Raw genomic sequence first — 19,362 nt, 5'->3', positions numbered from 1 at the left:
CGCCCGGTTCGTACGAATGTTTGATGCCGGGTAGAATGAGAGTTCCCGCACCCCGGCAGGGGCAGCCTCGAGTCAAGGAATCGCAGATGAAAATTCTGGTCGGCTACAAGCGCGTCGTGGACTACAACGTGCGCATCCAGGTCAAGTCCGACGGCAGCGGCGTGGTCACCGACGGCGTCAAGCTGTCCGCCAACCCGTTCGACGACATCGCGCTGGAAGAGGCCCTGCGCCTGCGCGAGAAGGGTGTGGCCGAGGAAGTCGTGGTGGTCGGCATCGGCCCGGCCGATCTCACCGCGCACCTGCGCAACGGGCTGGCGATGGGCGCGAACCGCGCCATCCACGTGGTCACCGGTGACGCCGTGCAACCGCTGACCGCCGCACGCGTGTTCCTCAAGCTGATCGAGAAGGAACACCCCAGCCTGGTGATCCTGGGCAAGCAGGCGATCGACGACGACGCCAACCAGACCGGCCAGATGCTGGCCGCACTGTGGGATCGCCCTCAGGCCACCTTCGCCAGCAAGGTGGAGATCGCCGACGGCAAGGCCACGGTGACCCGCGAGGTCGACGCCGGCCTGGAAGTGATCGAGGCCGAGCTGCCGGCGGTGATCACCACCGACTTGCGCCTCAACGAGCCGCGCTTCATCAAGCTGCCCGACATCATGAAGGCCAAGAGCAAGCCGATCGACACGATCGAGTTCGGCACGCTCGGCGTCGATGCGCACGATCAGCTGAAGACCACGCATTACGCCGCGCCCGCCAAGCGCAGCAAGGGCGTGATGGTGAAGGACGCCGCCGAGCTGGTCGCCGCATTGAGGCAAAAAGGTTTGCTGTAGAACGCGGCCTGTAGGGCGGGCACTGCCCGCCGCCCTGCAAAGACCCGAAAGGCCGGCGGGCACTGCCCGCCCTGCAAGTGCCAAAGCCCTAATCGAGACGGAAGGTTGTCCACATCATGAGCAAGATCCTGGTCATCGCCGAACACCTCGGCGGCAAACTGAACTCCTCCACCGCGCGCGCGGTGAGCGCCGCCGTCGCGGTGAAGGGCGAGGCCATCGACGTGCTGGTGCTGGCCGACAACGTCGACGTGATCGCCGCCGAAGCGGCGAAGATCGACGGCGTGAGCCGCGTGCTCACTGTCGCCAAGCCCGAGAACGCCCATCCGCTGGCCGCCGTGCTGGCGCCGCAGATCGCCAAGGCCGCCGCCGGCTACAGCCACGTGTTCGTGCCATCCACCACGTTCGGCAAGGACGTCGCCCCGCGCGTCGCCGCCCTGCTCGGCGTGGCCCAGGTAAGCGACGTGATGAGCGTCGAGGCCACGCACACCTTCAAGCGCCCGATCTACGCCGGCAACGCGATCATCACGGTCGAAGCCGATGCCGCCCACACTGTCGTCGCCACGATCCGCTCGGCCTCGTGGCCGGCCGCCACCACCGGGGCCAACAGCGCGCCGGTCGAAGCGATGGCCATCGACGCAGCACTGCCCACGCATACCCGCTTCGTCGAACTGAAGCAGGGCGCCAGCGACCGCCCCGACCTGCAGAGTGCCAGCAAGGTCGTCTCCGGCGGCCGCGGCGTCGGCTCCAAGGAAAACTTCGACATCATCTTCAAATTTGCGGACAAGATCGGCGCCGCCGTCGGTGCCTCGCGCGCCGCCGTCGACGCCGGCTACGTCCCCAGCGACCTGCAGGTCGGCCAGACCGGCAAGATCATCGCCCCCGATCTGTACATGGCCATCGGCATTTCCGGCGCCATCCAGCACCTCACCGGCATCAAGGACGCCGGCACCATCGTGGCGATCAACAAGGACGGCGAGGCGCCGATTTTCGAGGTGGCGGATTTCGGCTTGGTGGGGGATCTGTTCCAGATACTGCCTGCCCTCGGAGAGGCCTTGCGTTGAACGAATCGTGCCAAGTGATGTATCAATGGCGCAACGCAGCGTTTGACCTGGTCAGCACGCTGATCTCATCGGCAATAGGACGATGAAGCCCCTAGACCGCAATGTCACCTCCTAAATGCCCACGCTAACGGACAGCAGTACGCCAATGAGTGATGGAAAAGAGCAGGCGCCTCAACAAATTGTTGACCAAGCACCCGTCATAGCGGCGGTTATTCCGTGCTATCGGGTCACCCAACACATCGTTGACGTTATCAAACGCATCGGCCCAGAATGTCATCAAATCTATGTTATCGATGATTGCTGCCCTGATAATTCCGGCGAGTACGTGCAAAAGCACTGCGCAGATTCTCGCATTCGAATACTTCGCAACTCGCGCAATCTAGGCGTCGGTGGAGCTGTGATGGCAGGCTACCGAGCCGCTCTCAAGGGAGGTGCGAACATCCTGGTCAAGATCGATGGCGATGGTCAAATGCCGCCCGAACTCATCAATCGTTTCATCGCACCGATCTTGGATGGTGCTGCGGACTACACCAAGGGGAATCGCTTCTACGATTTGTCCAACCTTCGATCAATGCCGTCGCTGCGCCTATTCGGCAATGCTGCACTGTCGTTCTTGTCGAAATTCTCAAGCGGCTATTGGGATGTGTTCGACCCCACCAACGGATACACAGCAATCCACAGCCGTGTGGCAGCGCATCTTCCGCTAGACCGCATCAGCTGTCGCTATTTCTTCGAATCCGATATGTTGTTTCGATTGAATACATTGCGTGCAATGGTCGTCGACATTCCTATGGCTGCAAGATACAACGACGAGGTCAGTCACCTGAAAGTGTCGCGTATCTTCGGCGAATTTCTGTTGGGGCACGCCCGCAATTTCATCAAACGGATCTTCTACAACTACTTCTTACGCGACTTGTCCGCAGCCTCACTGCAACTGGTGCTCGGGACTTTGCTGATGACCACAGGCACGACATTCGGCTTGCTGAAGTGGCTCTTCAATCCCGCCCACCCGGCGACCGCGGGTACCGTCATGCTTGCTGCACTCCCCATCATGCTCGGCCTGCAACTCGTGCTTGCCTTTCTGATGTGGGACATGCAGTCGGTACCCCGTATACCAATCCATCCACGGCTGTCAGATGAACCCGACGTTGTTACCGACCTCTTGCATATATCCGGAGATTCACGCAAATGAGGCTATTGATCGTTGGCATCACGGGAATGCTTGGCAATACCCTGTTCCGCTATTTCAACCAACGATCAGGCGTCGAGGTCTTTGGTACCGTCCGGGATGGCCGGGCCAAGTCGCGTTTCGACCTGGCATATCACGATAATATTATCGGCGGCGTTGACGCCGATCATTTCGATTCGGTCACCTCGGCATTTGCACAGGCCAAGCCAGACACAGTTATTAACGCCGTCGGCCTGATCAAACAACTTCAGTCATCCAAGGATCCACTCAGCGCGTTGCCGCTAAACGCCCTGTTCCCCCATCGCCTTGCCCGGCTGTGTGCGGTGGCTGGAGCACGCTTGATTCATATCAGCACAGACTGCGTATTCACAGGCGCCATCGGCAACTACGTCGAGAAGGACATTCCGGATGCCATCGACCTATATGGTAGGTCGAAGCTGCTTGGTGAAGTTGACTATCCCCATGCCATCACCTTGCGTACTTCGATCATCGGCCACGAGCTTGATTCCGCCAACGGATTGATTGGCTGGTTCTTATCCCAGCAAGAAACCATTCGCGGATATACGCGGGCAATCTTCTCGGGTTTTCCAACAGTCGAACTAGCACGTATCATCGAGCGTCATGTACTTCCAAGGCCCGAATGTCACGGCCTTTATCATGTCGCGTCTTCGCCCATCAGCAAATATGACCTGCTACAACTGACGGCCGCGGCGTATGATAAAGACATCGAGATGATACCGGATGACACGTTGGTTATCGACCGATCTCTCAACGCGGACCGATTCAACAAAGCCACGGGATACCAGCCTCCCTCTTGGCCTGAATTGGTTCGTACCATGAAGAACTTTGGCTGATTAAACGGAACTCATCTATGGAATCCGCATTCGACGGAAAGACTCTGCTCATTACCGGCGGCACTGGCTCGTTCGGCAATGCTGTCCTGTCTCGCTTTCTTGACACCAGCATCAAGGAAATAAGGGTATTCAGCCGCGATGAGAAGAAGCAGGATGACATGCGCGTCGCCCTTCAGAATGATAAGGTCAAGTTCTACCTCGGTGACGTGCGCGACTACGGAAGCATCTACGACGCACTGAAGGGCGTCGACTACGTTTTTCATGCGGCCGCGCTCAAGCAGGTGCCCTCATGCGAGTTCTATCCGCTTGAGGCAGTCAAAACCAATGTGCTCGGCACTGAAAACGTTATCAACGCGTCGATCGAGCTTGGCATATCCCGTGTCGTCGTGCTCAGCACCGACAAAGCGGTCTATCCAATCAATGCCATGGGCATGTCCAAGGCCTTGGCGGAAAAAATCGTTGTTGCAAAATCCCGCAATTGTGATCCCAGCCAGACGGTCTTGTGTGCCACTCGGTACGGTAACGTCATGGCCTCACGCGGTTCAGTGATCCCACTGTTCGTGGCACAACTGCTCGACGGCAAGCCGCTCACCATTACCGACCCGAACATGACGCGCTTCCTGATGTCACTGCAGGATTCCGTTGACCTTGTTTTGCACGCATTTGATCACGCTCATCCGGGCGACATCTTTGTGCAGAAATCTCCCGCTTCCACCGTCGCGATGCTAGCGGAGGCGCTCAAGCAGATGCTTGCCCGGGACAACGAGATCCGAATCATCGGAACGCGCCACGGCGAGAAGCTATTCGAGACACTCGTGTCTCGTGAAGAGATGGTTCGTGCCGAGGATCGTGGCCGTTACTACCGTATTCCGGCCGATGCCCGTGACTTGAACTACAAGCAGTATTTTGAGGAAGGGGAACTTGAGATTTCGACGATTGACGACTACACCTCGCACAACACCGAGCGCCTCGACGTGGAAGGGATCAAGCGAGTAGTCGGGCAGCTGGGCACGCTGGAGAAGCTTCGTGCTTAAGGTCATGACTATCGTCGGGACCAGGCCGGAGATCATCCGGCTGTCCCGTGTCATTGCCAAACTCGACCTGCACTGTGCCCACACGCTGGTGCACACCGGGCAGAACTACGACTACGAGCTCAACGAGGTGTTTTTCGAGCAGCTCAAGGTGCGCGCGCCGGATCGCTACCTCTCCGCTGCCGGTGCAACCCCCGCGGAAACCATTGCCCAGGTTATCGCCGCTGCCGACAAGGTGCTGGCTGAGGTCAGCCCGGACGCTGTTCTCATCCTAGGGGATACCAATTCGAGCCTGGCTGCTATTGCTGCGAAACGCCGCAAGATACCGATCTTCCACATGGAAGCTGGCAATCGTTGCTTCGATATGCGCGTGCCAGAAGAGATCAATCGGCGCATTGTCGATCATATTGCCGACATCAATCTGACCTACAGTCAGATCGCGCGGGAATATCTGCTCAGGGAAGGTCTGCCACCCGATCAGGTGATCTGGACAGGCAGTCCAATGCGTGAAGTGTTGGACCACTACGAGGCAGGCATCGAAACGTCGCCGGTGCTCGCCGAGCTCGGTCTCGTGCCAGGCAGCTATTACGTGGTTAGCGCGCACCGCGAGGAAAATGTCGATTCCGACGAGAACCTTCGCAAGCTCTTCATCATCCTCGATCATCTTGCAACGACCCGAGGCGGCACTGTGGTTGTCTCGACTCACCCCCGCACCCGCAAGCGCATCGAGGCGCTCGGCCTTTCCGCCGACCCACGAGTAATCTTCAGCAAGCCGTTCGGGTTCCTCGACTACGTACATCTGCAAGTAAACGCCCGTGCCGTGCTGTCCGACAGCGGCACGATCACCGAGGAATCTTCCATTCTCAACTTCCCTGCACTCAACATGCGTGCAGTGCACGAACGACCTGAAGGTTTTGAGGAAGCAGCCGTGATCCTCAGCGGACTCGAATTGGCACAAGTCGTACAAGGCCTTGATGTCCTCGCCTCCCAACCACGTGGCGAGCGGCGCCTCCTGCGCCTTGTCGACGACTATGCGCCTGCCAATATTTCCGACAAGATCCTGCGAATCATCCTTAGCTATACGCCGTTCGTGAACCAGCGGGTTTGGCGGAAAGGCTCATAAGAAATACATCAGCGACGCGCCGGCCCTGACTCTCCGCAGCATGCTTGGGCATTCCAGAATGGCGTTAATACATGTAACGGTATAATAACATGATTACCTGGTATTCCATGCGCCTGGGGCGACAGGACTGTGAGATGGTCCGATTTCTATACCGGACCCGGAAAGATCCAGACATTCGTGTAGCTTCTCCCTGCGATCCATTCCATCGTCTCCGATCTAGGCTTTGGTTGCGAGAGTCATCAGTAAAACTCCTGCCGTGATAAGAGCTAGTCCGGCCCACTGGACGAGTGCCAGCTTTTCGCCATATAGAAGCCAACTGGAAATCGCGATAAGAAAATAAAAGAATCCACCAGAAATGGCGAATGCGACTCCCAGCTTCACCCTGCTTACGACCACCACCCACACGAGAAAACCAACACCCTGAATCACGACCGCGGTAATAATGCTTGGCGATAGAACTACTGCCATCAACCATTGCACACCTTTGAGATCGGGCATATTTTTGGCGATATTGTTCACCCCATTCTTGACCAGCAATTGACTGGCCATGGTCGAGAGGGTGACAAAAGCGATCATCAAAATTTCACGGATCATGCTACGCGTTCCCGGATTTGCTTGAAAGTCGTCTCGATGTGGTCTACCGCCCGATCCACAGAAAAGTGCTCAGTAACGAAATCAAGCCCGCGCCGGCCGATGCTGCGCAAGTGATCCGTATCACGCAAAAGCTCCGCCATGCGAGACACAAATACGTCTGGATTATCCGAGTCACTGTACTCGACTCCGGAAGTCCCGGCGGAATGCTTGCGCAAAAGGTCAGGCAACGGTGTGGACAGTACCGGTAGTGCCGCCGCCTGGTATTGGAGGATCTTGATCGGAATGATGTCACGCGTAATGTCATTGAGCTCAAACGGATTGAGGGCGAGTGTTGCCAGGGACAGATAGCGGGGCACCTCCTGGTACGGGACCATGCCCGTCAGCACCACACGCCCTTTCAGGCCGAGTGCCTCAACGAGGGAAGCAAGTTCCTGATCCTGTTCACCGCCGCCGACGATTACCAACTTCAGCGAGGAACACTGCTGCAAGGCGGTCGGCATTCGACGCACCAGATTGGCCAAGCCGCTGAATGCGTAGGTCGTCCCCAAAAATAGCGCGATGGTATCGTGGCCGGAAAGGTCATAACGCAGCATGAGCTCGGGGTCGGGTGAACGCGGAGCGAAGTGGATGCTGTCCACGCCGTGGTCGACCACCACAGTGCGCGCAGAAACGTCGGTGCCTGCGATCTGAGAGACGTACTGGCCCATCTGTTCGTTGGTCACCAGCACTCGGTCCGCACGACGATAGATAAAGCGCTCTCCCAGGCGCAGGATTGTTTGCGCAAGGAACCCAGGTCGAAGGCGGTGGTAGGCATCGAGTACCCGGTACACCACCGGTACACCAAACTTGCGGCTGAGTCTGACCGTCTGGGTGCCATTGATGAATATCGAATACACGAACACGGCATCGATATCACCACGACGCAAGCGCTCGATAAGCATGCGCCGGAACTGTCCACGAGCCTGGATGTATTTCAAGCCGGGCCGATTGTCGTGCGGGATCGTCGTGAGCATCACCGTGCCCTCTCCCGTGCGGCTCACGGGCATGCGGTTGGCGATTCCTTCACCCGATTCGCTGAAGTCGATGACTTCGACGTCGTGGCCTCGTGCGGCAAGTCGTTCAGGAAAATCCTGGTACTCGTAAACAGGTTTGTCGAGGTAGCTGACCTCGTGACACCAAAGAATTTTCATGGTGTTGCTGCTGCACTCTGCGAGGAAAGACGAAACAAGCGCACACCACTGTCAGCAGGGGCGTCCAACGGTATCAGGCATTTGAGATCACTAGCAGGCACAGGGTCGGTATACGCAATATTAGTCACACCAAGCTGACGCATGGCACCGCCGCATACATTCAATTCGATCACGTACAGGTCGGGTGTGCCGAGTTCGTACTCTGGGCTGATCTTCTCAGGATTTGAGCGCAGCACGACATGCGCATAGCGATTCCATATGTTTTTGTACTTTTCCTGCGGATCCAATAGATGCGACAGCTTGCGATCAGGAATCATCTGTGACCCGGTAATAACTTCCAAGCCCTGTGCTTTGAGCCCTTGGGAAAAAACAAAAGCCCCCACCACGGCCCAGCGGTCATTGACGGCGCCACCCTGATGCTTCGCCGCCAACAGAACCGGTTTATCTTCTATAGCTGACAGGCCGCTAACCAACGGGTTAACCATCAATGCTGGAGCAACTGCCACTACGAGGCCTGCTGCGAAGAGTACAGTACGTCCGAAAACGATACCCGCCGTCATCACGGCCACCACTGCCGATGCCATCAGCACGAGCGCGGGAGTAAAGAACACCGGATCCATGCCATGTAGGACCCAGCCGAACAACAGCAAGCACGACAACACCAGAATCGGCACCATACCCCGTGCTGCCGCAGGATGTAGTTCAATCGTACCGTCGTGGACACGTGAAAACAAAACTGTCGTAGCGACGATCGATCCCATACCCAAGCCCAGCACCGAACGCAGCGGTGGAGACCAGGACCAGCCAATGACCTGCATTGCCGTCTCCACAACCCGCGGCAATGGCACACTGATCCACAACCCCACCACAAGACAGTAGAGAACTAGTGCGGTCAACAACGCGTTCTTCCGCTTGACAAAAGCCACGAATGGCAGCGAGAGCAACAACAACGGCACCAGAATGATGAAGCTGCTGGCTTCCGATGCATTTGCCGGCGGCAACGGTACATTCTTTTCACCTACACGGAACACTTCGAAGAAGCCGTATAAAAGTCTGGTCAGCGGAAAATCACCACCCCCAGAGACACGGTGGCCGGGATAAATGGTGTCAGCCATTGCCACCATCGTTGGCATGGCTTCCCTCAGGTAATTGCCGCCAATCAGGCTCACGACCAACACAGCTGCGATGAGGCACGAAGCGCGCCACCCCAGTCTCTCCCTGATCTGCGCCAACCGACCAGGCTCCAGCATCAGGCCGGCCAAGATCGCCGCGCCCAGATACGCTAAAGGCACGATGAACGGCGGATATAGATGCAGCAGCAGATTCAGGACGGAGTACGCCACCAGTGCAGCGCCAGCGCCAATCATGATCCGGCGACGTGCGAACAACAAATACATACTGCCGATGGTGGCGAGCGCAAATGCGATCAGCAATTCGGGCAAGTTGCTCGACAGCCACCACTGGGTAAAAGACGAACCATAGACCCACATAGTGCCCAGCGCGGCGGCGGCAATGTTGCCGCGCGTCAGGAGCAGAAACAACCAGAAAAACGACAGAGCCAAGCCGAAGGTTTTGTAGGCCCACCACCATGAAAACCCGGTTGCGGGATCAAAAAGGTAAAACCCGTAGAACTGCGCCTGCGCGATCGCCGAGAAGTCCAAGACAGGCACCGCCGCGAGCAACGGGGCCTTCTCACCCCCAATGCTCAGGTTATGAGTCCTCTTGCCACGCAAGACTTCGTTCAGCACCCAGGGTGTCTGGGTATTCCATTCATCCGAACGGATGTGTTTCGGCGTCCCCAAGTCGACCAGTTGATTAGCCGGTTTCGCAGGAAAGAGCTCCTCCCATACACCAATCGATGACTGATGCAGGTTTAGTACGATGTAAAGCACACTGGCACATAGCACCCCGATGGCAAGCGCCAACGCTCGTGGCGCCACGATCAATGTACCGGGATCACTCGAATACGCAGCCAACCTGTGAAACGCCCGCGGGAGACTCAGATGGGGGGCGACACGTCGCATGAACAAAGGCCATGCGAGTTCAGCCAGCAACAGCCAGAGAAGTGCCGCAGCTATCGCCGTAACCAGCCAATTTACGAATTGTCCGCCGTGTGAGAGGACACCCGTCCCGGCAGGAAGCCTGAAACTCACGTACGGATCCGGGGCTTGCGCCATGAAACGGAGATCAGCCAGATCACCCACCTCTGCGCGCAGATCGTTCGTCAACTCCATCGCAGTGGAGAGTCGACCTCCTGAGAGATTAACCGAGCGGTCCGGGCCCGATACCTCGACTGCGACACGACGTATTCCGACGATGCCCGAAGTACTCCCTGGATCGACTCGAACCCTGCTCAGACCACGAGTTTCGGGAATTTTGACGTGATATGTATGCCATTCGCCATCTGGATTGATGGCGAATTCCACGCGCCGATCGGGCTGATATTCCTGACCGGCCCTTGCATAAAAAATTTCGCCGTCAGCGCCCGCCCGTGACTGCATCTCCACCACCACTTGAACAACAGGAGTGGTCCATCCGAACAATTGCAGCATCGCGAGGGCGAACAAAACCGCCACCAAGGTGCGAAACCAGCGCCTGCTGATTAGCCGCGACCGCGACCGGTCACGACCGGAAAACAACACTGGATTCATGAAACAATTTCCATTGTGTATATTGCAATAGCAGAGGATATCGAATCAGATGGAAGTAGAAGCTGATGAGACATCACATTAATTAAGTTATATGGTTTCATCATCATGAATTGTAACTTCTTCGTCTCTGTGGTGTAGGCGCCAAAAAACTTCAAAGTTTGTCATAAATCGATCTCACAAAACCCAATGCAGCGTAACGAGTGCGTATTGGTTAGACTAGACTATGCATGCCATAGCACTACCAACTACCCGGAGAATTTCTATGTTCATACGTTCTGCATACCGCTCGGCTGCCCTTGCCGCCACGATCCTTGCGCTTTCTGCTTGCGGTAGCCATTCAGATGACGCCGCGCAACCGGCTACGACTACCGCACCAACTCCTGTCACTCAGCCCTCCGCTCCGCCTACCATCGTAAAGTCAGTTACTGCGAACACGCTTCCTGCAACTGTTCTTGAGGCAGCAAAGCAAGGAGGGCACTGCTCGCTTGACGCCATCGACGGTGCAGGAAATCTGGCCCAAACCAACCCGAGCCCGATGAAAGCCAGCCAGAAGTTCACTGCCAGCGGCTGGGTGGTTGGCAGCGCAATGGGATCGCCCTCTCAGTTCGCCCTGATTCTGCAGGGGACAGATGCTTATGCTTTTGATGGCTCTACTGACAGTCCGCGCCCGGATGTGGCCAAGGCCCTGGGCCATGATGCAGCAAGCCAGTCAGGCTTCAATCTCAGCGTCAACCTTGGTAACACCCCTGCTGGCACCTACAAAGTCCTGGCCTTGATCAAGGGGCAAGACGGCAACGAGATCTGCGACATGCAGCACCAGTTGATCATTGGCAATTGAGACCTCGCTTTGAACGGTGCCTGCCGTCAACGGCAGGCACCGTTCGATCCCAGACGTGCTTGAAACCAGGCATGCGGAACCGTTTCAAGTCGCCAGGACGGATGCATTCCCCGCAATGATGTCGATCAGCCGCGCCGAACGTGGATCTATGGCCAATGCGAAATCGGTGGTCCCAAACGTCAGGTTCGGGTTGTATGCAGGATCCTTCAGCAGCTGATCTCCCCACCGTTCCGTCATGACCGCCACTTCGCGCGTGAAGCGCTCATGCTTGGCCGGCGTGTCCTCATAGCCACGACTTGCGGATTCATGGTGATAAAGCTCCGCATGCGGTGTCCACAGGTTGCGAAAACCTTTTTCACGCACGCGCAGGCAGAAATCCACGTCATTGAATGCCACTTGCAGGCGCGGATCGAGTCCGCCCACTGCGTCAAATGTCTCGCGTCGTATCAAGAGGCATGCCGCGGTCACGGCAGAGAGGTTCTGCACCAGCAATGCGCGTGACATCTGCCCGCCGTAACCTTTCAACATGCCAATGTAGGCGTGATTGGCTACACCGCCGACCCCCAGCATGACGCCGGCATGCTGGATAGTGCCGTTGGGGTAATAGAGCATGGCTCCAACGGCTCCAATTTCCGGGCGCACCGCATGGCTGACCATCTCGCAGAGCCAGTCGCCATTGATGACTTCGATGTCGTTGTTGATCAAGCCGACGATATCGCCATTGGTGGATGCAACAGCAACATTGTTCATCTCGGAATAATTGAAAGGCGCGTCGTATCCGAAGACGCGAACTTTGGGGTGCCCTTTCAATGAATCGAAATAGGTATGCGTCATCGGCTCAATAGACTGGTTATCCACGACCACAATTTCGTAGTTGTCGTATTCGGTCTTTTCGAGAATGCTGTCGACACACATGCGCAGCAGATCCACGCGATCCCGAGTCGGCACAATCAGGCTGACCTTGGGCTGGCATCGGTTGTCAACCGGGCGTTGTGCGCGATACCCGTGCTCGGCGGCATGAACGATCACGCCTGACACACCCGTACGCGCAAAATGATCCTCCAGCGCACGGCCGCCAGCGATGGCTGCGTAATTTTTCTCACCCTTCGCCAGCGCCGTGGATCCTTCAATGGCACGCCAGTGATAGAGCACGTGCGGGATATGCACGATCTGCTCGGGGCGCAACCTTTCAATGCAACGCAGGGCCAGATCATAGTCTTGGCTACCCTCATAGCCTTTGCGGAAGCCTCCGACATCACGCACCAGGTCAGTGTGATACGCACCGAAATGCGAGACCATGTTCTGGCCGAGGAACAGATCCGGGTTCCAGTCAGGCTTGAAATAGGGGTCGAATCGCCGCCCGTACTCATCGATCTTGTCTTCATCGGAATAGATGAGCCGAGCGTCCGGACGCTCATTGATCGCCTTGGCCACCATGTAGAGCGCATGCACCGGCAACTCGTCATCGTGATCGAGCAGTGCAACCCATTCGCCCGTGGCCAGCGCGAGTGCGGAATTCGAAGCTTCCGAAATATGGCCGTTGGTTTCGCGGAATATCACCTTGATGCGCGCGTCTCGCGCCGCATATCCCTTCAGGATCGTTTTGACGTGCGGCGCGGTCGACGCATCATCGGCTACACATAGCTCCCAATGCGGGTAAGCCTGTTGCAATACGCTGTCCAGGCACCGCCGCAGCCAGACTTCCGGCGGATTGTAGACAGGCATGATCACTGAAATCGTGAGCCGACGCCCCCGCGCTTTGGATTGTCGTCGCATGGCCCGAATGTCGCTTCTGCTTACTGTGTCGTGCCGTTCGATCCAGGCAGGGTAGTCCAGCAATCCACTCATTGTCCGCGGCGTGTAACGACTGTACAGCCAGTCGCCAAACTTTCTGGCACCGTGCCGGCGGTGCTCGGCCCATCCCTGCCGGAGCAACTCAATCGGATGGTGCTCACGCTGCACGATGGCTCTGTACATGAACCATGCCGCTGCCCACTTCGACAACCTGTGCAGTGAAACGCTCTCCAACGAGAACTCACAAGGTGCAACGGAGGGGTCGAAACGCAATCCAGTAACAGCTTGCTCAAAACGCACCAGCCCAACGAAGCCGCGGCTGGTGCGCATCGGAGCCAAGGCAAAGGTGAAGGCTTCGGAGAAGCCGACTCCATAATAGTCAACGTACAGTCGTGGCGTATCCAGGCTCCCGCTGCGTTCCTTCACGAGAATTTTAAACAAATACCAGCCACCCGACAGCTCAACCGATTGCCCAGTGCTGCTCAACAAATGAAAATACGGATCGTTTCCCGTAGCCTTCCATGCTGATGGCACGCCATCCAATGCCGACAGCTGGTGAACAGCACGAGCCTGCAACGCGAACGCTCCATTCGTCACGCCTGCTTTTCCCTGAAACAATTTCACTCTCTACTCCCCTAGAGTCACCACACAGCAGATACTTTGATACATGATCCCAGCACTGAGCCATTTATCGATCAATCATGGGCAAGTCGAAGCTTGACCTTGATGCCCTGAAATCATACTTAGGCTGGTTTAGAAAACTTACGCCTGATACGCCCGAAGAATGAGCGTTGCTGGAGTTCGATCAGGGTATCCAGCTGTTCTTTCAGGCCATGCAGTTCGAGAGCATGTTGCGCGTTACCCGCCTGTGACTGAGCTGAAGTCGTCTCATGCAAGGCGGCAAGCGCATCAAGTCGCCCCCCTACCTCGGTCAGGTGGCAGTCCGTCTGCTGTTGCCGCTCCTGCAAACCGGCAAACTGTTGATCCCGGATTGCCTGAATCCTCTCCTGTGCTGACCCGACCTGCTGCAGGCTAAGCGCAAAAGATGACAGATGATCGCTGATATCGCTGCTCTGCGAAGCATGCTGTTGTGCCAGATCAACCAGCCTTGCGCCGATCGTCTGAACAATACCGGCAAGCTCCTCAAGCCGCGTATCAAGCGCATCCAGTCGCTCGTTTGACATCTGCTGCTGCGGCAATAGTGAGCTGGTATACCGCTCTTGCAGGGCGTGAATGTCCTCTTGCCTGCTGCGAACAGTGGCCATGCGCTGCTCGACCACGCCGGTCAAGGCGGTAGTCATGCTGGCGTGCAGTTCGTCCGACTGTCGCCAATAGTTAGCATGCTGCTCATTGTGAGCACTCAGCAAACTCTGAATTTCACGCGACAACACCCGAATATCAATCTGTGTCTGAGCGATTTCGCGCAAGGGACCCAGCGAGCTCAGTTGCGCCGCAGCGATCTTCCAGAGTCGAGGGTCCCTCAGCAGAATCTCGACACGAAGAGAAATCTCAATGATAAGCGGGTTCTCTTTGGGGATATTCCTGACAACATCGGCGATACTCAACTCGACATAAGGATCGTTATCTGAGCCAACGAGCCCAATCGATGTGCCATCGCCAGGAAGAATCTGCCCACTCACATGACCTAGGCGCGCACTTATGGCGTCCAGTGGCACCAGTACATTGTCTGTTCCACCAATGGCGATTCGATCGATATGAAAGACGCCAGGAACCTCTGCAGGGTCGAGGCGGATGTAATCTGGTCGCACGCCGTCGGCCAATGCAAAGTGCAACAGGAACGTTCCTTCATCGCCGGACATCCGTTTCGTTAAAGTGCGCTGATCATCGAACGACTCGTTTTCAAGCCGGTAATAAAGGCTGGATACAACATCCACATCTACCACTTCTCCGGCAACTGGCGTCGTACCATCAGGCTGAACGATCGTTCCGGCGAGAGCCTCGAAGTAGCCCCGCACGGCATACGGCGACGCCAAGGCATATTTCATGAACTGGGAAAACACAGCCGGAATTTCCGCACCCACAACCACCACTCCCAAACCGTTGCTATGCTGGAAATTGAACGTCGCATAACGCTCCGACAGCTCCTGCAGGAACTGTGCAACGCCAAAGCCACGCTCGCGCACCTCCGTGTCGTGAAGGAGCACGACCGCACGATTACTCAATTTGGGCAACCATGTTTCGAAATCATGCCTGACTGCTTCGTACGAATGCAGGCCATCGATATGTAAAAGATCGATACTTCCCTCATCGAATGAATCTACGGCCTCATCGAAATAGCTGCGAAAGAGGCGCGAAAACGTACCATAACGTGGATCGTGATAGGCCCTGAGCGTGTCATAGACCTCATTACCATAGTGTCGAGCATGGGCATCACCTTCCCAGCAATCGACGGCTACGCAGGTGGTATGACTACCGAGCTTGCTTATCGCTTGGCAGAAGGCCAGATACGAATTGCCTGAGTCAGTACCTAGCTCAACCAATGATCGGGGGCGCAGGAGATCGATCGCCAAATAAGCAAAAGGAATGTGTCCTGCCCAGGCATAAGGGAAGGTTAAATGCGGCCGAAGAAAGACGATCGGATGTTCGTCGGCGCGGAACTCAGTCTTCACGTGAAACGTGCTCCAACTTGATATCCAGCATGGGTAATCCTATCAATCCGGAGGGCGATCCCGGATGAGCGTGAGACTCGAATATCAGTGCCTCATGCAGCCAATGCTGAATCACATGGTTTTCCTGGGTACCATCCGCGATACCGGCGGTAATGAAGTAGCTCCCCATTTGCAGTCGTGGCATGTCGAACATGAAATGCGCTCTGAAGGATTCTTTGGCTTTGAGGGGATAGCCCGTTCGATGGGAATAGCTCAGAAAGGTGTTGTCACCGAACAGAAGTTGACCGAGTCGATCCTTCAAATAGAATCCGACGATGACGTTATCGATATCCTGCTCGGCGATGCCGGTGATCTCCAGCGTGACTCGCTCACCCCCGATGATGCAGGAAATGGCCTTACCAGCCTCGTCCAACATGGCTACATCGAGTACGCGCGCATTGAACTCTCCAAACCCGTCGAGATCGGGATGAAAAGGAAGCACTTGTATGTCGTTGCGCAATATAGAGCGGTCCAGCAGATCTCGCCGCGGGTCCGGTTGCCGTGCCGGGGGAGCTACCGCAAGTGATGGGCCGTTGGCGACGCGGGTGATTTCCCCACCTTGTCGCTCAGCTATCTGGCTCTCAATATAAGTCTGCATGACTGCTTTGGCCGCACCCTCCATTTTCAGCCGCCCTTTGTCCAACCAGATGGCGCGGTCGCAGAGCCCAGTAACCGCGCCACCATCGTGACTGACGAAGAGCAATGTTCCTCGTTCCTTGAAGGCACGCAGATACCGCATGCACTTCTGCACGAAAAAGGCATCGCCGACAGCAAGCGCTTCGTCAATAATCAGAATGTCGGCATCGACATGAGCCATCACCGAGAACGCCAGTCTCATGATCATGCCGCTCGAGTAGCTCTTGACTGGCTGTTCAATGAATTCGCCAATATCAGCAAAGGCGGCGATCTCGTCGAAGCGTTCGTCAACCTCACTGCGCGTCAAGCCCAGCACCGACCCGTTCAAATAGACATTCTCACGACCGGTGAATTCGTGGTTGAAGCCGGCGCCGAGTTCCAGCAAGGCGCCCACGCGCCCACGCACATAGACCTCGCCGGACGATGGCGCCAAAGTACCGCAGACAATCTGTAGCAATGTCGACTTGCCCGAACCGTTACGGCCAACAATGCCCACGGTCTCGCCACGACGGACGCTGAAATCGATATCGCGCAAGGCCTCAAACTCACGGTACCAGCGTCGATTTCCACCTGTCATCATCTGCATCAGCCGATGATGGGGCTTGTCATACATTGGATAGACTTTGCCCATGCCGCGCACTTCAATGATCGGCTCAGAGGACATCAGCGAACCCCCGCTGCGTCGCCACGAACCAGGCATGCCCTAGCCACGCCGTCAGCAATCCACCTACAGTCGCCAACGCCAGCCCACCCCAGTTGGGCAACTCTCCCATGAGCACGACCATACGAGCCTCGTCGATGAAGAAGGTCAATGGATTCAAGTGAAACAGGGTCTGCAAGGGGGGCGAAAGTATGCTGACGGGAATAATCGCGGAGGACAGAAACAGCATCGCCGTGGCTACGACCGGCATCACTTGACTGATGTCCCGAAAGTACACACCCACTGCAGCCAAGAACCAGGACAGGCCTACTGTCAACAACATCAGTGGGACGAAGATCAAGGGTAGAAGCAGCAAGGTGGGGCGCAATTGATGCTCCAGCACCAGTATCAGTACAGCCAACACGACTGAATTGATCAAAGCATGGAACAACGCCGAGAACATCATCGGCCATGGCAACACGTCTAGCGGAAATACCACCCGCTTGACGAAATTCGGATTACCTACCACCAAGGTCGGTGCGCGGGTGAGGCATTCGGCTAAGAAACCGTGCACGATCAATCCCACAAAAAGGATCACTGCGTACGGATGATCGCCACCGGTCTGATGTGGCCAACGGCTTTTCATCACCGTTCCGAAGGCGAAAGCGTAGACGCCCAGCATCAGAAAGGGACTGATGACCGACCATGCCAAACCGAAGCTGGCTCCACGATAGCGCCCAAGTACTTCGCGCTTGCTCAGCTCCCACGTCAACGACTTGTTCCGGAGCAGCGCAGCAAACGGATTCTCCCACCGACGACGATCTTGAAGCGCCGTGGTGTCGCTGCGTCCCTGTTGCGGCACTAAACTCATCGCAACGCACCCTCCAGTTCATCGCGCAGATCGGCATGGTCCTCCACCCCTACCGAAAGCCGGACCAGCCCGTCGCTGATGCCCAGTCGTTTGCGATTGGCTGCAGGCACCGAGGCATGCGTCATGATCGCCGGGTGTTCGATCAAGCTCTCGACGCCGCCGAGCGACTCGGCCAACGCGAACAATTCGCAGCGTTCCAGCATGCGCCTGGCTTTTTTCAGGCCACCCTTCACCTCGATCGTGATGATGCCGCCGAAACCATGCATCTGGCGCTTCGCCAGAGCGTGCTGCGGGTGGCTCTTCAGGCCGGGGTAGATCACCCGCTCGACCGCCGGGTGTTTCTGCAGCCACGTCGCCAGTTCCAGCGCGCTGGCACAGTGCTGACGCATGCGCAGGTGCAATGTCTTCAGGCCGCGCATCGCGAGGAAGGCGTCGAACGGGCCGGCCACCGCACCCACTGAGTTCTGCAGGAACGCCATCTTCTCGGCCAACTCCTTGCTATTGGCAACCACGATGCCGCCCACCATGTCGGAGTGGCCGTTGAGGTACTTGGTGGCCGAGTGCAGCACCAGGTCGGCACCGAATTCCAGCGGGCGCTGCACCATCGGCGAGCAGAACGTGTTGTCGACCACCAGGATCAGGCCATGCTTCTTCGCGAAGGCGGCGACCTTGGCCAGGTCGACCAGCTTCAGCATCGGGTTGGTCGGCGTTTCCGCCCAGATCATCCGCGTGTTCGGCCTCAGTGCTGCCTTCAGCGCCGCTGCGTCGTTCAGGTCGATGAAGCTGAAGTCCAGCCCGGCCGAGCGACGCCGCACCTTCTCGAACAGGCGGTAGCTGCCGCCGTACAGGTCATCCATCGCGATCACGTGGCTGCCCGAGTCGAGCAGGTCCAGCACGGTCGCCGCCGCAGCCAGGCCGGAGGCGAAGGCGAAACCGGCCACACCGCCTTCCAGGTCCGCCACGCAGCGCTCATAGGCCATGCGCGTAGGATTCTGCGTGCGCGAGTACTCATAGCCCTTGTGCTTGCCCGGGCTCTCCTGCACGTAGGTCGAGGTGGCGTAGATCGGCGTCATAATGGCGCCGGTGCTGGGATCGGGATGCTGGCCGGCGTGGATCGCACGGGTGCCTATTCCCTGTTCACTGCGTTGCTTGCCGCTTTTCATCGCTCTGTTTCTCCCGACCCGCCGGACGGATCGCCTGGATGCTGATCAAGCCACTGATTCTAGCCGTTAAGCAGCAACTGTCGGGCATGCCGATCAGGATGTCGTTCATGTCGAAGTGAACAAACCGTCGGTTTTTCGGCATCTTTCCCGCTCCGGCGTCTCCACAACCGCGCCTGCCGCTTGGCCCTCGCGCCCGAAACCGGCATCATTTGCTGCCCACCCGGC

The 19,362-nt window shown here is 57.1% G+C and carries 16 protein-coding genes; 7 read left to right on the top strand and 9 right to left on the bottom strand.

Features of this window, described 5'->3' with window-relative positions; translation table 11 throughout:
- Nucleotides 1-86 precede the first annotated feature (86 nt).
- The 6 genes from LRK53_RS04440 to wecB all read left to right on the top strand — a co-directional run bounded on the left by LRK53_RS04440 (nt 87) and on the right by wecB (nt 6,091).
- Entirely contained in the window at nt 87-833 is a 747-nt protein-coding gene (locus tag LRK53_RS04440; protein ID WP_027492977.1) for an electron transfer flavoprotein subunit beta/FixA family protein, read from the top strand.
- 116 nt (nt 834-949) lie between these two features.
- Nucleotides 950-1,894 (top strand): electron transfer flavoprotein subunit alpha/FixB family protein, encoded by a 945-nt coding sequence (locus LRK53_RS04435; protein WP_027492976.1) that lies wholly within the window; start codon nt 950-952, stop codon nt 1,892-1,894.
- A gap of 145 nt (nt 1,895-2,039) precedes the next feature.
- Nucleotides 2,040-3,086: a glycosyltransferase family 2 protein gene (locus tag LRK53_RS04430; RefSeq protein ID WP_051257578.1), complete on the top strand. Its 1,047-nt coding sequence runs from the start codon at nt 2,040-2,042 to the stop codon at nt 3,084-3,086.
- Entirely contained in the window at nt 3,083-3,937 is an 855-nt protein-coding gene (locus tag LRK53_RS04425) for a dTDP-4-dehydrorhamnose reductase family protein (protein ID WP_027492974.1), read from the top strand. The genes LRK53_RS04430 and LRK53_RS04425 overlap by 4 nt, the downstream gene beginning before the upstream one ends.
- Nucleotides 3,938-3,954: 17 nt before the next feature.
- A complete protein-coding gene (locus LRK53_RS04420) occupies nt 3,955-4,971 on the top strand; it encodes a polysaccharide biosynthesis protein (RefSeq protein WP_027492973.1) in 1,017 nt (338 codons plus the stop codon).
- Between the two features lie 4 nt (nt 4,972-4,975).
- Entirely contained in the window at nt 4,976-6,091 is a 1,116-nt protein-coding gene (gene wecB / locus LRK53_RS04415; protein WP_037089808.1) for a non-hydrolyzing UDP-N-acetylglucosamine 2-epimerase, read from the top strand.
- Between the two features lie 216 nt (nt 6,092-6,307).
- Here wecB and LRK53_RS04410 read toward each other — a convergent pair whose 3' ends face one another.
- Genes LRK53_RS04410 through LRK53_RS04400 form a run of 3 tightly spaced genes read right to left on the bottom strand, consistent with a single transcriptional unit; the run spans nt 6,308 to nt 10,526 of the window.
- Entirely contained in the window at nt 6,308-6,685 is a 378-nt protein-coding gene (locus LRK53_RS04410) for a DMT family transporter (protein WP_027492971.1), read from the bottom strand.
- Entirely contained in the window at nt 6,682-7,875 is a 1,194-nt protein-coding gene (locus LRK53_RS04405) for a glycosyltransferase (RefSeq protein WP_027492970.1), read from the bottom strand. Before LRK53_RS04405 ends, LRK53_RS04410 begins: the two co-directional genes overlap by 4 nt.
- Nucleotides 7,872-10,526, bottom strand: a complete 2,655-nt coding sequence (locus LRK53_RS04400) for a DUF7657 domain-containing protein (RefSeq protein ID WP_185754643.1) — start codon at nt 10,524-10,526, stop codon at nt 7,872-7,874. The genes LRK53_RS04405 and LRK53_RS04400 overlap by 4 nt, the downstream gene beginning before the upstream one ends.
- Nucleotides 10,527-10,788: 262 nt before the next feature.
- On the opposite strand from LRK53_RS04400, the gene LRK53_RS04395 reads away from it, so the two are divergent.
- The gene (locus LRK53_RS04395; protein WP_185754642.1) at nt 10,789-11,364 is read left to right on the top strand and encodes a hypothetical protein; all 576 of its coding nucleotides are present in this window, start codon (nt 10,789-10,791) and stop codon (nt 11,362-11,364) included.
- 84 nt (nt 11,365-11,448) lie between these two features.
- Here the strand turns inward: LRK53_RS04395 and LRK53_RS04390 are convergent, their stop codons facing one another.
- The 6 genes from LRK53_RS04390 to LRK53_RS19200 all read right to left on the bottom strand — a co-directional run bounded on the left by LRK53_RS04390 (nt 11,449) and on the right by LRK53_RS19200 (nt 19,246).
- Nucleotides 11,449-13,782: a glycosyltransferase family 2 protein gene (locus LRK53_RS04390; protein ID WP_221174211.1), complete on the bottom strand. Its 2,334-nt coding sequence runs from the start codon at nt 13,780-13,782 to the stop codon at nt 11,449-11,451.
- A gap of 119 nt (nt 13,783-13,901) precedes the next feature.
- Complete coding sequence (locus LRK53_RS04385; RefSeq protein WP_221174210.1) at nt 13,902-15,788, bottom strand: class I SAM-dependent methyltransferase; 1,887 nt, start codon at nt 15,786-15,788, stop codon at nt 13,902-13,904.
- On the bottom strand, nt 15,778-17,127 hold the full coding sequence (locus LRK53_RS04380; protein WP_027492966.1) for an ABC transporter ATP-binding protein: 1,350 nt from the start codon (nt 17,125-17,127) through the stop codon (nt 15,778-15,780). The genes LRK53_RS04385 and LRK53_RS04380 overlap by 11 nt, the downstream gene beginning before the upstream one ends.
- Complete coding sequence (locus LRK53_RS04375) at nt 17,117-17,974, bottom strand: ABC transporter permease (RefSeq protein WP_081666618.1); 858 nt, start codon at nt 17,972-17,974, stop codon at nt 17,117-17,119. Before LRK53_RS04375 ends, LRK53_RS04380 begins: the two co-directional genes overlap by 11 nt.
- Nucleotides 17,971-19,137, bottom strand: a complete 1,167-nt coding sequence (locus LRK53_RS04370) for a cystathionine gamma-synthase (protein WP_027492964.1) — start codon at nt 19,135-19,137, stop codon at nt 17,971-17,973. Before LRK53_RS04370 ends, LRK53_RS04375 begins: the two co-directional genes overlap by 4 nt.
- Nucleotides 19,112-19,246: a hypothetical protein gene (locus LRK53_RS19200; protein ID WP_255324876.1), complete on the bottom strand. Its 135-nt coding sequence runs from the start codon at nt 19,244-19,246 to the stop codon at nt 19,112-19,114. The genes LRK53_RS04370 and LRK53_RS19200 overlap by 26 nt, the downstream gene beginning before the upstream one ends.
- Between the last annotated feature and the right edge of the window lie 116 nt (nt 19,247-19,362).

Source organism: Rhodanobacter thiooxydans, from assembly GCF_021545845.1.
GTDB lineage: Bacteria > Pseudomonadota > Gammaproteobacteria > Xanthomonadales > Rhodanobacteraceae > Rhodanobacter.
This window is presented reverse-complemented; position numbering and strand designations above follow the sequence as displayed.